The organism is Streptomyces sp. CB09001 (assembly GCF_003369795.1).
Lineage (GTDB): Bacteria > Actinomycetota > Actinomycetes > Streptomycetales > Streptomycetaceae > Streptomyces.
This window is the reverse complement of sequence record NZ_CP026730.1, coordinates 3378119-3391506: the sequence shown is the minus strand read 5'-3', so window position 1 is coordinate 3391506 and position 13388 is coordinate 3378119. Positions and strand designations below refer to the sequence as shown.

Below are 13388 nucleotides of genomic sequence, written 5' to 3'. Positions count from 1 at the left end.
CCGTGCACGCCACCCTCCTCATCGCCCTCTACGCCTTCGCGGGCGCCGCCGCCGCCGGCCTGGTCGGCGCGGCCGTGCTGCGGCTGATCCGGCGGCGCTCGCTGACCGCCTCGCTCGCCGTGGTGGCGGCGGTCGCCGTCCTCGCCATGCTCGCGGGCACGCTGGCCGTCGCCTGGGCGATGTTCCTGTCCCCGCACGACCTGTCCGTCGTCACCACCGTCGTGGCGATGGCGGCCGTCGTCTCCCTGGCCACCGCACTGCTGCTGGGCCGCTGGGTGGTCGCCCGCAGCCGCGAACTGGCCGCCGCGGCAAGGTCGTTCGGTGACGAGGGGGACTACGCGGCCCCCAGCACCCCGGCGACCGCCGAACTGGACGCGCTCAGCCGCGAACTGGCGGCCACCAGCGCCCGGCTCGCCCGGTCCCGGGAGCGGGAGCGCGCCCTGGAGACCTCCCGGCGCGAGCTGGTCGCCTGGATCTCGCACGACCTGCGTACCCCGCTGGCCGGACTGCGCGCCATGTCCGAGGCGCTGGAGGACGGGGTCGCCGCCGACCCCGACCGCTACCTGCGGCAGATCCGCGCCGAGGTGGAACGCCTCAACGACATGGTCGGCGACCTCTTCGAACTCTCCCGCATCCACGCCGGCACGCTCGTCCTCGCCCCGGCCCGGATCTCGCTCTACGACCTGGTCGGCGACGCGCTCGCGGGCGCGGACCCGCTCGCGCGCCGGCACGGCGTACGGCTGGTCGGCGACGCGGTGGCGGCCGTACCGGTCGAGGTGGACGGCAAGGAGATGAGCCGGGTCCTGGGCAACCTGCTGGTCAACGCGATCCGCCGCACCCCGGCCGACGGCACGGTCGCGATCGCCGCCGAGCGGTCCGGCGACGGAGTGGTGGTCTCCGTGACCGACGGCTGCGGCGGCATCCCCGAGGAGGACCTGCCGCGGGTCTTCGACACCGGCTGGCGCGGCACCCACGCCCGTACGCCCCCGGCCGGGGCGGGCCTGGGCCTCGCCATCGTCCGCGGCATCGTCGAGGCCCACCGGGGCCGGGCCACGGTCCGCAACATCCCCGGCGGCTGCCGCTTCGAGGTGACCCTGCCGCCGGCGGAGGCCTGAGGCCCGGGGTCAGTTCCCGCGCAGACCCGCCCGCGCGAACTCCCGCATGCCCTCCGTGAATCCCACCCGGGGCCGCCAGCCCAGGTCGGCCCGCAGGCGCGCGGAGTCGGCGGTGATGTGCCGGACGTCGCCGAGGCGGTACTCGCCGGTGACGACGGGCTCGGGGCCGCCGTGGGCGGCGGACAGGGCGACGGCCATCTCGCCCACCGTGTGCGGCTCGCCGCTGCCGGTGTTGTAGGCGCTGAGGGCGCCCTCCGGCGGCCTGGCGGCCTCCAGCGCGGCGACGTTCGCGGCGGCCACGTCCCGCACGTGCACGAAGTCCCGGCGCTGGCGGCCGTCCTCGAAGACGCGCGGCGCCTCACCGCGGGCCAGCGCGGAGCGGAAGAAGGAGGCGACCCCGGCGTACGGGGTGTCGCGGGGCATCCGGGGGCCGTACACGTTGTGGTAGCGCAGCGACACCGCCGTCGCGCCGGTCGTCCGGGCCCAGGCGGCGGCCAGGTGCTCCTGGGCCAGCTTGGTCGTGGCGTACACGTTGCGCGGGTCGGCCGGGGCGTCCTCGCCGACCAGCCCCGGGGCCAGGTCCGCGCCGCACTCCGGGCAGGCCGGCTCGAACCGGCCCGCGTCCAGGTCGGCGGCGGCGCGCGGGCCCGGCCGCACCACCCCGTGCAGCGCACACGCGTACCGGCCCTCCCCGTACACGACCATCGACCCGGCGAGCACCAGCCGTCGTACGCCCGCCCCGGCCATCGCGGTGAGCAGGACGGCGGTGCCGAGGTCGTTGCGGGAGACGTACTCCGCCGCGTCGGCGAACCCGTTGCCGAGGCCGACCATCGCCGCCTGGTGGCACACGGCGTCCACACCGGCGAGCGCCCGCGCGAGGGCCGCCGGATCGCGCACGTCGGCGCCGGGGTCCTCGCGGACGTCGTAGCCGACGGGCTCGTGCCCGTGCTCCCGCAGGGCATCCACGACATGGGACCCGATGAAACCGGCGCTGCCGGTGACCAGTACGCGCATGTCCGACACGCTAGGCCCGAGCGGGCGCCCGGCCGGGTGTGCCGGCCCGCACGTCACCGGTTCGTAAGAGGGGGCGACCGCGGCCGAAGGCGGCTTTGCCATTTCTTTGCAACCCGCCCGGTCCCCGCCTCGTCTCTCCGTCCGACCCGCATCACCCCCAAGTGGTGCGCCGACGACGAGAGAGAGCGACCCGATGCGCCGAACCATCCTCAGTGCCGTGGCCCTGGCCTGCACCGTCGTACTGGCGGGCACCGCACCCGCGTTCGCCGACGACCCCTCCCCGGTCCCCTCCGCCCCCGCCGAGAGCGTCCCGAGCCCCGGCACCGGACCGACCGACGCGACTCCTGTGCCGTCCGTCAGCGCGCCTCCCACCAAGCCGGCCGAGGTACCGGCCCCCGCGCCCGCCGACGGTCAGGTCTCCGTCGTGCCGGAGGGCGCGGCCGACACCGGAGTGGCGCCCTCGGACCCGACGGGGACCGACGAGGGGCTGATCGGCGCGAGTGCCGGCGGGGTCCTCCTCGCGGGCGGCGCGGTCCTCTTCGTCGTACGCCGTCGACGGGCGGCGGCGACCGGCGCATGATCCCGCGCCCCGGCCGCGCCCTCGCGACCGCCGCGCTGGCCGCGCTGCTCGTGGGCTGCGGCGGCGGCCAGGGGGACGGCGACACCGCACCCGACCGGCCGGCGCCCGCGGCACCGCCCGCGCAGGCACCCGCGAAGTCGGTGCGGCCCCTGGCGCGTTCGGTGCCGGTGGGGCTGCGGATCCCCGCCATCGGGGTCGACACCCCGGTGATGGGCCTCGGGCTGGCCGCGGACGGCACGGTGGAGGTCCCGCCCGTCACGGACGACGACCGCGCCGGCTGGTACCGGCACTCGCCGACCCCGGGCCAGGTGGGCCCTTCGGTCCTCCTCGGCCACGTCACGGTGGGCACCTACGGCGACGGGGTCTTCCGGCACCTCGCGCGACTGCACCGCGGCGACCGGATCGAGGCCCGCCTGCGCAACGGCACCGCCGCCGAGTTCGCGGTCACCGCCGTACGGACGGTGACGAAGGCCGACTTCCCGACGGACGACGTCTACGGGGACGTGGCGGGACCGGAGTTGCGGCTCATCACCTGCGGCGGCCCGCGCGACGGCGAGGAGTACCGGGACAACGTGATCGTCTTCGCCGAACTGACCGCCACCACGGTCGCCTAGGCCCCCGTCCGGCGGACAGGCACCTGGTGCGCACCGCAAAGCCCCACGACCATGGAGAGCGTTGAAACGGTCCCGTGACAGGGCGGCGTCCGAGCTGTTCGCCGCCCTGTATCCGCGCCTCGCCGGCTGGTGCCGCCGTCTCGTCGACGACGACGAGACGGCCCACGAGATCGCCTCCGAGGCGTTCACCCGGCTCTGGGCGCGCTGGACGTCCGTGGAGGAGCCCCGCGGCTTCCTCTACGTCACCGCCGCCAACCTCGTCCGCGACCACTGGCGCAAGCTGGAGCGCGAGCGCCGGGCGGTGCGCCGGGTCACCGCGGAGGTCGCCGTACGTCCGCACCCCGAACAGGCCGACCCCTCGGTGCGGCTGCTCGTACAGTCGCTGCCGGAGCGGCTGCGCGTGCCGATCCTGCTCCACTACTACGCCGACATGCCGATCCGGGAGGTGTCCGTGCTGACCGGACGCAAGGAGGGAACCGTCAAGGCCGACCTGCACGCGGCCCGCGAACTGCTCCGCGTCCATCTGAGGAGAAGCCTTGACCACACGCCTTGAGGACGAGATGGACGAGCCCGGATTCGAACGCGACGGCGACGATCCGCTGTTGGTCGTGCTGCGTCCGGGCGCCGACTTCCTGGGCCCGCCGCCGGGCCGCTACGAGGCGATCCGCCGGGCCGCGTCCCGGCGGCGCCTGCTGCGCGCCGCCGCCGGTGCCGCCGCGACCGCTGCCGCCGCCGCCCTGATCGCGCTGCCGCTGAACTGGGCGGCTCCCGCCCCGCCCGCGCGCCCGACGCCGCCCATGGCCCCGGCCCCGGCCGCCCCCACGCCGGAGGCCACACCGAGCCCGGCGCCGCCGAGCGACTCCACCCGGGCGCCCGGCACGGGCCCCGCACTGCCGACCGAGGAAACCGCGCCGGCCGACGCCACACCGTCGCCGTCGGAGCCATCGCCGTCGACGTCGTCGACGCCTTCGTCCGAACCCTCGGCCGGGCCGAGCCACCCGCCCGTGCGGCAGACACCGTCGAACGCGCCCGGGACCGTGGTGCCCACGCCTGCCACGGACGGCGCGGCTGCTACAACAGGGTGATGATCTACCACATCGTGCCGCTCGCCGAGTGGAACGCCGACCCGGGCCGGCCGTACACGCCCGCATCCCTCACGGAGGACGGGTTCGTCCACTGCTCGCCCGACGAGGAGACCACGCTCGCCGTCGTCAACGCCTTCTACCGCGGCGCGCCCCGGCCTCTGGCGGCCCTGCTCCTGGACGAGGACCGGCTCACCGCGAGGTGCGTGTGGGAGGCGGCCGAAGCCGCCCCGCCGCCCGGAGTCGCCGGGGGCACCCTGTTCCCGCACGTGTTCGGCCCCGTCGACCGCGCGGCCGTGCAGCGCGTGCTGGAGGTCCGCTGGGACGACGAGGGCCGGGCGACGGGCCTGTTCTGATCCGGCCTCAGAGTTCCTGGGGCGTGCCGACGGTGCCGCCGAGCAGCGCGGACGCCGTCTCGACCGGCGTCGTGGCGGGCGCCGACGGCGCGGGTTCGGCCCCGGGGGCGGGGTGGCACGTGAAGCCGAGGCGGGCCATGGCCCGGGTCACCTCGCCGCCGCTGAAGTCGCGCCGGTCCTGCCGGGTGACGACCTCGCCCACCTGCTTGACGGGGTAGCGGCGGCGGCCGATGGTCACGGACTCACCGGTGACGGGTTCGGGCGTGACGCCCTTCATCGAGTCCAGCACCCCGCTCTTGGTGAGGTCGAACGGATACCGGGCGATGACACAGCGCATGATGCCTCCAACGAGCGGAATGGGGCGGGTGGGGTCAGGACCCGGGTCCGGACCGGGTCCGAACCCGGGGGGCGGGTGTCCTAGGCCGCCGAGCCGGTCGAACCGGCCGAGCCGCCGGTGGACTGGCGGCGCGGCCTGCGGCGCGGGGACTCGCCGGTGGGCCGCCCCTGGGCGGCGCGGCCCTGGCCGGCGGTGCGGGGCTGTGCGGCGCCGGAGCGGGCCTGGGCGCCGGCCCCCTGTCCGCTGCCGCGTCCCTGGGCGGAACGGCCGCGGCGGCCGCGGGACGAGGACCCCGCGCCGGCGGCGGCGCGCCGGGGGCGCTCCACGACCGGTGCGGCGATGACGACGGGGACGCCCGAGGGGGCCTGCGCACCGGTGATGCGTGCCAGCTCCGCCTCGCCCGAGCGGATCGGGGTGACCTGCGGGGTGATGCCGGCCAGGGACATCAGCCGGGTCATCTCGCGCCGCTGGTCCGGCGTCACCAGGGTGACGACGCTGCCGGACTCGCCGGCCCGGGCCGTACGACCGCCCCGGTGCAGGTAGTCCTTGTGGTCGCCGGGCGGGTCCACGTTGACGACCAGGTCGAGGTTGTCGACGTGGATGCCGCGGGCCGCGACGTTGGTCGCCACCAGCGCCGTCACCTGCCCGTCCTTGAACTGGGCGAGGGTCCGGGTGCGCTGCGGCTGGGACTTGCCGCCGTGCAGGCCTGCGGCGCGCACCCCGCTCTTCAGCAGGTGCTTCACCAGCCGGTCCACCCGGTGCTTGGTGTCCAGGAACATGATGACCCGGCCGTCGCGCGCCGCGATCTCGATGGTCGCGCGCTGCTTGTCCTCCTCGTGCACGTGCAGCACGTGGTGCTCCATCGTGGTGACGGCACCGGCCGACGGGTCGACGGAGTGGACCACCGGGTCGGTCAGGTAGCGGCGGACCAGCTTGTCGACGTTGCGGTCCAGGGTGGCCGAGAACAGCATCCGCTGCCCGTCCGGCTGCACCTGGTCGAGCAGGGCGGTGACCTGCGGCATGAAGCCCATGTCGGTCATCTGGTCGGCCTCGTCCAGGACCGTGATGGTGACGTCGCCGAGGGCGCAGTCGCCGCGGTCGATGAGGTCCTTGAGCCGTCCGGGCGTCGCGACGACGACCTCGGCGCCGGAGCGCAGCGCCCCGGCCTGCCGGCCGATGGACATGCCGCCGACCACGGTGGCCGACCTGAGGCCCACGGCGCGGGCGTACGGCGTGAGCGCGTCGGTGACCTGCTGGGCCAGCTCACGGGTGGGGACGAGGACCAGGGCGAGCGGACGCCGCGGCTCGGCGCGCCTGCCGGCCGTGCGGGCCAGCAGGGCGAGACCGAAGGCGAGCGTCTTGCCCGAACCGGTGCGGCCGCGGCCGAGCACGTCGCGTCCGGCCATGGAGTTCGGCAGGGTCGCCGCCTGGATCGGGAACGGCACGGTCACGCCCTGGTCGCCGAGCGCGGCCAGCATGCGGGCCGGCAGGTCCAGTTCGGCGAAGGTCTCGACGGCGGGCAGCGCCGGGGTGACGGTCTTGGGCAGGGCGAACTCGCCGCCCTGGGGCGCGGCGGCCGGGCGGCGGCCGGAGTTCTGGGGGCGGCCGGCCGAACGGGAGCGACGGGGGCCGTCGCCGGCGCGCCGGCGGTCGTTGGTGCGTGCGCGGTTCATGGGGAACCTTCCTTGATACGGCACGTATCAAGGGAGACCCGCAGCGGATGAGCGGCGCAGGGAATCGCAAGAACGAGCCGGACCGGTCGATTTCGGCGTGGTGGGCCGGGCGGACCGGGAGAATTGGTGAATGCGGGGGAACACGGAGATGCGATGAACGCGGGCGGGGCGGGTGCGCGGGGCGACATCCGTGGCCCCCGCGGGGCGCCGTGCGCCCGGAAACGCGGCGAGCTGGGGCCCGCACCCCAAGGTGCGGGCCCCAGCTGCGCGGTGTGCGTGAGCGTCAGGCCGGGGTGATGTTCTCGGCCGTCGGGCCCTTCTGGCCCTGCGCGATGTCGAAGGTCACCTTCTGACCCTCGAGCAGCTCGCGGAAGCCCTGCGCGTTGATGTTCGAGTAGTGGGCGAAGACGTCGGGGCCGCCGCCGTCCTGCTCGATGAAGCCGAAGCCCTTTTCGGCGTTGAACCACTTCACGGTGCCGGAAGCCATGTTTTCTCCTTCGGTACGGTGCTCGGAGTTCACCCTGTGTGCACTCCGGTCGCCGTGATGATCACCCCGTCGGAAAAAACCTTCAGGCAACCACAACTGCAACTTCGTCCGACAGTAGCACGCCGTGATCGGCCGGGTGCCGGCGATAATCTTGGCCCGATCGGCCGCCGGGGGAATATTCCCCGCGCGGCCGCCGGGTTCCCCCGCCGACCTGGCGGACAGCGCCGGTACGTGGTGCGGAAACCCCCCGTACCGAGACAAAGGACACGTCCGTGCGGGCGGGGTCAGCGGAGGTCGGCGAGGTCCTCGGCGGTGAGGACGATCGACCCGGCGGCGACGTTCTCCTCCAGGTGGGCCGGGGAGCCCGTGCCGGGGATGGCCAGGGTGACGGGCGAGGAGGCGAGCAGCCGGGCCAGGGCGATCTGCGGGACCGTGGCGCCGTGCCGGTCCGCGACCTTGGCGACGCGGTCGCCGCCGATGTCGTCCAGGCCGCCGCCCAGCGGGAAGTACGGCACGTAGGCGATGCCGGACTCCTCGCAGCGGGCCAGCACCTCCGTGTCGTCGCGCCGGTCGGCGCGGAGGAAGCGGTTCTGGACGGCCGCGACGGGTGCGATCGCCCGCGCCTCGGCGAGGTGCCCGGCGTCCACGTGGCTGAGGCCCAGGTGCCGGATCAGGCCCTCCTCGCGCAGCGCGGCCAGCGCCTCGAAGCGGGCGGCGACGGACTCGCCGTGCGGCGGCGGCTGGATGCCGCCGATGCGGAGGTAGACCAGGTCGAGGCGGTCGACCCCGAGGCCCGCCAGGTTCTCCTCGACCAGGGCCCGCAGCGCACCCGGATCGGTGGTCGCCTCCAGGCCGCCGTCCGGGGTGCGGAGCGGGCCGACCTTGGTGGCGATCACCAGGCCGTCCGGGTAGGGGTGCAGGGCCTCGCGGATCAGGTCGTTGGCGCGGACGGAGCCGTCGCCGCTGGTGTAGAAGGCGGCGGTGTCGATGTGGTCGACGCCGAGTTCCACGGCCCGGCGCAGCACGGCGCGACCGGTCTCCGGGTCGCGGGCCGGGCCGTGGAAGCTGTTGGTGGGCAGGCGCATGGCTCCGAAGCCGAGCCGCCCGATCGGAAGGTCGCCACCGAGGCGGAAGTCGTTGCTCATGCCCCCACCCTGCGCGCCGCGCCCCCGGCCGACGAGCCCGTGGCAGCTTGCTGCCAAGCCCCGCCCGCGGCACGTCGCCCGTCGGGACGCAGTGGCCAGGGGACCGTCGGCGGTCCCGGCCTGCGGGCGCCGGAGGGCCGGAGGGCCGGAGGGCCGGAGCGTCCGGTGAGCGGCGTGGCGTCCGGTGGTGCCGGGGGCCGGGGCCGGGTGGCGGTGCCGGCCTGTGGGGTGCCGGAGTGCCGGAGTGCGGGAGTGTCCGGTGGGTGGTGGGGCGTCGGGCGGTGACGGGGGCTGGGGGGCGGTGACGGCGGGGGGTGTCGGGTCCCGGTTGTCGCCGAGGGCGTCGGGGTGCAGGGGTCATCGGGCGGTTGGCGGTGTCGGCCTGTGGGGGTGCGGGAGTGTCCCGCGAGCGGCGTGGAGACCGTCGGCGGTCCTGGCGGAGTGCGGGAGTGTCCGGTGAGCGGCGTGGCGTCCGGTGGTGCCGGGGACCGGGGACCGGGGGGCGGTGACGGCGGGGGTGTCGTGACCCGGGTGTCGGTGGCGCCTGCCTGCGGGAGTGCGGGAGCGTGCGGCGGGCGCTCCGGCCGGAGGCGTCACAATGGGCGTATGGCCCCCATGGCAGAGAGCATGACGGTGCACGGTGACACGGAGTTGCTGGCCCGTGCCGGGCATCTCTTCTCCTCGGTCCGGGAGGAGTTCGTCTGCGCCGCCCGTGACCTCGACACCTGGCCCCGTCCCGCCGCCCGGCAGGTCGCCCAGGCACGGGTGCGGGACAGCGGTGCCGCGCACGTCCGCAAGCTGCTCAGCCCGGCCGCACTGGCCGACGAGGGCGGCCGGGCGCACCTGGCCGAGCTGGCTGCCCGGGGCGCCCGGGTGCGGATCGCCGCCGGTGCCCTGCCGCAGGAGACGATCATCATCGACCGGCGCTGGGCGATCCTCGCCGGAGCGGACTCGCCCGGCGGTCGCGCGTACACCGTGACCGGTGCGCCCACCCTGGTCGGCGGCGTGCACGCCCTGTTCGAAGCCGCCTGGCAGGCGGCCACCGACCTCGCGTCCTTCCTCCGGGGCGAGCAGCCGCACCTCGACGCCGGGAGCCGGACGGTGCTGCGCGCGCTGGGCTCGGGCGCCACGGACGAGGCCGCCGCACGGGAACTGGGCATGTCGCTGCGCACCTACCGGCGCCGGGTCGCCGAGCTGCTCGACGCGCTCGACGCCGGGTCGCGGTTCCAGGCGGGTGTGCGCGCGGGCGAACTGGGGCTGAGCGGCTGACGGCGCGACGGCCGCGACGGCCGGGACGGCCCGCGGGGAACGGATCGGCGTCCGGCTGCGTCGTCCCCTTCCAGGGCACGGCGGCCGTGTCCCGGGGAGGGGCTGCGCAGTGGGTACGGACGGGTTCGCCAAGTGGACACGGCGGTTCGAGGACGAGCGGGAGCGCAGAGCGGCACAGGGCGATCCGGACTGGGCGCGGGGCGCCGTACTGCACCGGGCGGTGTGGGCGGGCATCCAGCGTTTCCAGGTCGGCGAGGACGGTGACGGCGCGAACCTCGTCGCCAAGGCCGAGGAGGCGGGCGACGCCGACTACGCGCGGGCGGTGCGGCTCTTCGTCGCCGAGGAGCAGAACCACGCCCGGCTGCTCGCCCGGCTGCTGGCCGCCGGGGGCCGGCCGACGCTGAGCGGCCACTGGAGCGACACCGTCTTCGTACGGCTGCGGCGGCTGCTGGGCCTGCGCACCGAACTGCTGGTGCTGATGATCGCCGAGGTCGTGGCGCTGCGTTACTACCGAGCCCTGCGGGACGGCACCGACGACGCGCTGACCTCGGAGGTGGCGGGCCGGATCCTGGCCGACGAGCGGCGCCACGTGCCCTTCCACTGCGAGCGGCTGCACCACTCGCTGGCCGAGCTCCCGGCCGTCACCCGCCGCCCCGTGATGGCCCTGTGGCGGCTGCTCCTGCTCGCCGCCACCGTGGTCGTCGCCGCCGACCACGGCGCGGGGCTGCGCCGGCTCGGCGTCGGCCGGCGCCGGTTCGCGGCCGACGTCATGGCCTCGTCCGCCGAGGTGGCCGACGCGGTACTGACCCCGCGGCCGGACGCCTGGTCCGGCGGCGCGTGAGGACCGGCGCGGCGGCCGGGCGCCCGCCGTCGGGCCGTACCGTCCCCGTCGGGCCGTACCGCCGTACTACTTGCTGACGGCGAAGCGCATCAGGGCGTGCTCGTCGCCCTGCTTGATCTTGCCCGTCTCGTTGACGACCTCCAGCTTCCAGGTGCCGCCGACCCGCACCGCCTTGGCCACGGCACAGCCGTTGTCCTGGCTGAGCAGGCTGGGCCAGATGTCGGCGACCTGCTCCGAGCTGCCCCCGGTCGCGTCGTAGACCTTGAAGCTGATGTTGCGCGCCTTCTGGAAGGAGCTGCCCTTCTTGTACGCGGCGGCGACGAACACGATCGAGGTGATGGCGCTCGGGAGCCGCGCGAACTCGACGGTCACCGTCTCGTCGTCACCGTCCCCGTGACCGGTCTGGTTGTCGCCGCTGTGCAGCAGCGAGCCGTTGCCCATCGGGTCGAGCGAGTCGAGGCCGGCGAGCCGCACCGGGTCGCCGCCCTGCAGCGCGACGGCGATCAGGTCGAGGTCGGTGCCGGTCTTGCGCCGCAGCTTGCCGAGCACTCCGCCGCTGCTGCCGGCGGTGGGGTCCCAGGAGACGCCGATGGACAGGTGGGTCACTCCGTCCAGGTCCGCGGGGCCGCCTTCCTTGGTGAGCGTGATCATGTGTACGTCATCCTCCGTGGTCGTGCCTGTGCCCCAGAGTCTGCCTGGCGCCGGAACGTTTCGGCAGGGCGGGGCGGTCGGTCAGTTTTCGAGAAGCACCGCGGGCCCGCCCGCTCATACCGTCTAGGACATGAACTCCATCGACTCCGTCACCCTCGAGGTGGCCGACACCGAGGCCGCCGCCCGCTTCTACGCCGACGCCTTCGGGCTCGACGGATCGCGGGTGCGGTTCCGCGCCTCGGACGACCCGACGAGCGGGTTCCGCGGCTTCACCCTGTCGCTCGTCGTCGCCCAGCCCGGCAACGTCGACGCCCTGTTCACCGCCGCGGTCGACGCCGGCGCCACCGTCCTGAAGCCCGCCGCGAAGTCGCTGTGGGGCTACGGCGGAGTCGTGCGGGCACCGGACGGCACGGTCTGGCAGATCGCGACCTCGGCGAAGAAGGACACCGCCCCGGTCACCCGCGACGTGGACGAGATCGTGCTGCTCCTGGGCGTCGAGGACGTCAAGGCCACCAAGCGGTTCTACGTCGAGCAGGGCCTCACCGTGGGCAAGAGCTTCGGCGGCAAGTACGTCGAGTTCGCCACCGGCCCGGGCACCGTCAAGCTCTCCCTCTACAAGCGCCGGGCCCTCGCCAAGGTCGCGGGCGTCTCCGCCGACGGCACCGGCTCCCACCGTCTCGTCGTCTCCGGCGGCACCCGTCCGTTCGCCGACCCGGACGGCTTCGCCTGGCAGCCGGAGCTCAGCCACTGATGGGCTAGTTTCCTGTGCATGTCTTCACGGGAAACACCGCGAATACCCAGGGGCGGGACGCGGGCGAGACTCTGGGCCGTGGCGGGTGTGGCGACCCTGGCGTTCCTCGTCGCGCTGGAGATCGCCGCGCGCCGCTACGGCCTGCCGGGGCCGATGACCAACCAGGCCGAGGAGTTGGTGTTCGCCCCCGCCTCGGGGCCCCTGCTCTACGCCGGGCTGGCGCTGACGATGGTGGTCCTCACCTGGCGGCAGCGGCTGGTCGCCGCGGCCGTCGCGGTCGGTATCGACCTCGCCGTCGCCCTGGTGCGGTGGGCGGCGGACGCCACCGCGTCCGGCAGCCACTCCTTCGGCAACGGAGCGCTGTGGGTGGTCCTGGGCTGCGGCGTCGTCGCCGTGACCCGGCGCACCGGTCCCGAACGGATCCTCCTGCTGAAGGGCGTCGGGCTCGGCCTCCTGCTGGTGGCGGGCCGCAAGACCGGTGACGCCTGGCTGCTGATCACGTCGAAGACGCGTCCGGAGGTGCTCGACCCGTACGTGGCGACCGCCGACCACGCGCTGGGGAACCCGTCGTGGCTGGTGGGGCGGGCCGTCGAGGCCACGGGCGCGGTCGGTGGGCACGTACTGGACTGGGTCTACGTCCAGCTCGCGGTGGCCGCGGTCGTCGTCGCGCTGTACCAGCTGCGCAGGGTGGCGGCCGAGCGCCGGTTCCCGCGCCACCACCTGGTCCGCACCTTCCTGCTGATAGGCCTGCTCGGGCCGGGCATCTACATGATCTTCCCGGTCGTCGGACCGGTCTTCGCCTACGGCACCGGGGCCTTCGGCACCGGCGGCACGGAGTGGGCGATCGCCGACCTGTGGCCGCACACGCTCCCGCCGGTCGGCCCGCCCCAGGCGTTCACGTACGACGGGGTCACCCCTCGCAACTGCATGCCCAGCCTGCACACGGCATGGGCCACCGTGATCTTCATCCACTCCCGGAAGGGTCCGCGGGTCCTGCGCTGGGCGGGAACGTTCTGGCTGGTCGCCACGCTCACCGCGACGCTGGGGTTCGGCTACCACTACGCCATCGACCTCATCGCCGGCGTCGTGTTCGCGGTCACGGTCGAGGCGGGGCTGCGCTCCCTGGACCGCGGCTGGGACCGGTCGGGAAGCCTGCTGGTCGCCCACGGAGCGCTGGTGTTCGCCGCGATCCTGGCCTCGACGCGCTACCTGTCGCTGGAGATGGCCCGGCATCCGTGGGTCTTCGGACCGCTCCTGCTGCTGGCGATGACCTCCGTGATCCACGGGTACGTACGGACCACGAAGGGGTGGGAGCCGGTGACCGCGACGCCGCCGGCCCTTCCGGAACCACGGCTCGAGGCGGCCTGAGCGCCCCGGGGCCGCATGTCTGCTGAATTGCGAAAGTTCGCAAGTCGTTGGATGCTGGGGTCCCCGGGTCCGCAGGAAGCCGCGGACCGGGTTCCCCTGTGGAGA

At 74.8% G+C, this 13388-nt stretch carries 16 protein-coding genes; 10 read left to right on the top strand and 6 right to left on the bottom strand.

Going from position 1 to position 13388, the window contains the following annotated elements:
• Positions 1 to 2: 2 nt before the first annotated feature.
• Entirely contained in the window at positions 3 to 1115 is a 1113-nt protein-coding gene (locus C4J65_RS15570; RefSeq protein ID WP_115742940.1) for a HAMP domain-containing sensor histidine kinase, read from the top strand.
• A gap of 9 nt (positions 1116 to 1124) precedes the next feature.
• Here the strand turns inward: C4J65_RS15570 and C4J65_RS15565 are convergent, their stop codons facing one another.
• Positions 1125 to 2129: an NAD-dependent epimerase/dehydratase family protein gene (locus tag C4J65_RS15565; protein WP_115742939.1), complete on the bottom strand. Its 1005-nt coding sequence runs from the start codon at positions 2127 to 2129 to the stop codon at positions 1125 to 1127.
• 193 nt (positions 2130 to 2322) lie between these two features.
• On the opposite strand from C4J65_RS15565, the gene C4J65_RS15560 reads away from it, so the two are divergent.
• From C4J65_RS15560 to C4J65_RS15540, 5 genes are all read left to right on the top strand, one after another.
• On the top strand, positions 2323 to 2709 hold the full coding sequence (locus C4J65_RS15560) for an LPXTG cell wall anchor domain-containing protein (RefSeq protein ID WP_115742938.1): 387 nt from the start codon (positions 2323 to 2325) through the stop codon (positions 2707 to 2709).
• Positions 2706 to 3323 carry a class F sortase gene (locus tag C4J65_RS15555; RefSeq protein WP_115742937.1) on the top strand — a complete coding sequence of 206 codons (618 nt, stop codon included), beginning with the start codon at positions 2706 to 2708 and terminating at the stop codon, positions 3321 to 3323. The genes C4J65_RS15560 and C4J65_RS15555 overlap by 4 nt, the downstream gene beginning before the upstream one ends.
• A 61-nt stretch (positions 3324 to 3384) precedes the next feature.
• Positions 3385 to 3876, top strand: coding sequence for an RNA polymerase sigma factor (locus C4J65_RS15550; protein WP_003975205.1), 492 nt, complete (start codon positions 3385 to 3387; stop codon positions 3874 to 3876).
• Positions 3877 to 3883: 7 nt separating this feature from the next.
• Positions 3884 to 4408: a hypothetical protein gene (locus C4J65_RS15545; RefSeq protein ID WP_162833585.1), complete on the top strand. Its 525-nt coding sequence runs from the start codon at positions 3884 to 3886 to the stop codon at positions 4406 to 4408.
• Positions 4408 to 4761, top strand: a complete 354-nt coding sequence (locus C4J65_RS15540) for a DUF952 domain-containing protein (protein WP_115742936.1) — start codon at positions 4408 to 4410, stop codon at positions 4759 to 4761. The genes C4J65_RS15545 and C4J65_RS15540 overlap by 1 nt, the downstream gene beginning before the upstream one ends.
• A 7-nt stretch (positions 4762 to 4768) precedes the next feature.
• On the opposite strand, the gene C4J65_RS15535 is transcribed toward C4J65_RS15540, so the two are convergent.
• The 4 genes from C4J65_RS15535 to C4J65_RS15520 form a co-directional block, all read right to left on the bottom strand.
• On the bottom strand, positions 4769 to 5098 hold the full coding sequence (locus C4J65_RS15535; protein ID WP_115742935.1) for an SCO5918 family protein: 330 nt from the start codon (positions 5096 to 5098) through the stop codon (positions 4769 to 4771).
• Between the two features lie 80 nt (positions 5099 to 5178).
• Positions 5179 to 6771: a DEAD/DEAH box helicase gene (locus tag C4J65_RS15530; RefSeq protein WP_115742934.1), complete on the bottom strand. Its 1593-nt coding sequence runs from the start codon at positions 6769 to 6771 to the stop codon at positions 5179 to 5181.
• Between the two features lie 283 nt (positions 6772 to 7054).
• Positions 7055 to 7258, bottom strand: coding sequence for a cold-shock protein (locus C4J65_RS15525; protein ID WP_003975209.1), 204 nt, complete (start codon positions 7256 to 7258; stop codon positions 7055 to 7057).
• A 284-nt stretch (positions 7259 to 7542) separates the two neighbouring features.
• Positions 7543 to 8403 carry an aldo/keto reductase gene (locus tag C4J65_RS15520; protein ID WP_115742933.1) on the bottom strand — a complete coding sequence of 287 codons (861 nt, stop codon included), beginning with the start codon at positions 8401 to 8403 and terminating at the stop codon, positions 7543 to 7545.
• A gap of 606 nt (positions 8404 to 9009) precedes the next feature.
• Between C4J65_RS15520 and C4J65_RS15515 the strand changes: the two genes are divergently transcribed.
• Both C4J65_RS15515 and C4J65_RS15510 read left to right on the top strand, forming a co-directional pair.
• Positions 9010 to 9672, top strand: coding sequence for a DNA-binding response regulator (locus C4J65_RS15515; RefSeq protein ID WP_240330432.1), 663 nt, complete (start codon positions 9010 to 9012; stop codon positions 9670 to 9672).
• A 109-nt stretch (positions 9673 to 9781) separates the two neighbouring features.
• Positions 9782 to 10513, top strand: coding sequence for a ferritin-like domain-containing protein (locus C4J65_RS15510; RefSeq protein WP_115742932.1), 732 nt, complete (start codon positions 9782 to 9784; stop codon positions 10511 to 10513).
• A gap of 66 nt (positions 10514 to 10579) precedes the next feature.
• On the opposite strand, the gene C4J65_RS15505 is transcribed toward C4J65_RS15510, so the two are convergent.
• Positions 10580 to 11164, bottom strand: coding sequence for a TerD family protein (locus tag C4J65_RS15505; RefSeq protein ID WP_115742931.1), 585 nt, complete (start codon positions 11162 to 11164; stop codon positions 10580 to 10582).
• A 130-nt stretch (positions 11165 to 11294) separates the two neighbouring features.
• On the opposite strand from C4J65_RS15505, the gene C4J65_RS15500 reads away from it, so the two are divergent.
• The gene (locus C4J65_RS15500; protein WP_115742930.1) at positions 11295 to 11915 is read left to right on the top strand and encodes a VOC family protein; all 621 of its coding nucleotides are present in this window, start codon (positions 11295 to 11297) and stop codon (positions 11913 to 11915) included.
• Between the two features lie 78 nt (positions 11916 to 11993).
• On the top strand, positions 11994 to 13283 hold the full coding sequence (locus tag C4J65_RS15495; protein ID WP_115742929.1) for a phosphatase PAP2 family protein: 1290 nt from the start codon (positions 11994 to 11996) through the stop codon (positions 13281 to 13283).
• Positions 13284 to 13388 lie beyond the last annotated feature (105 nt).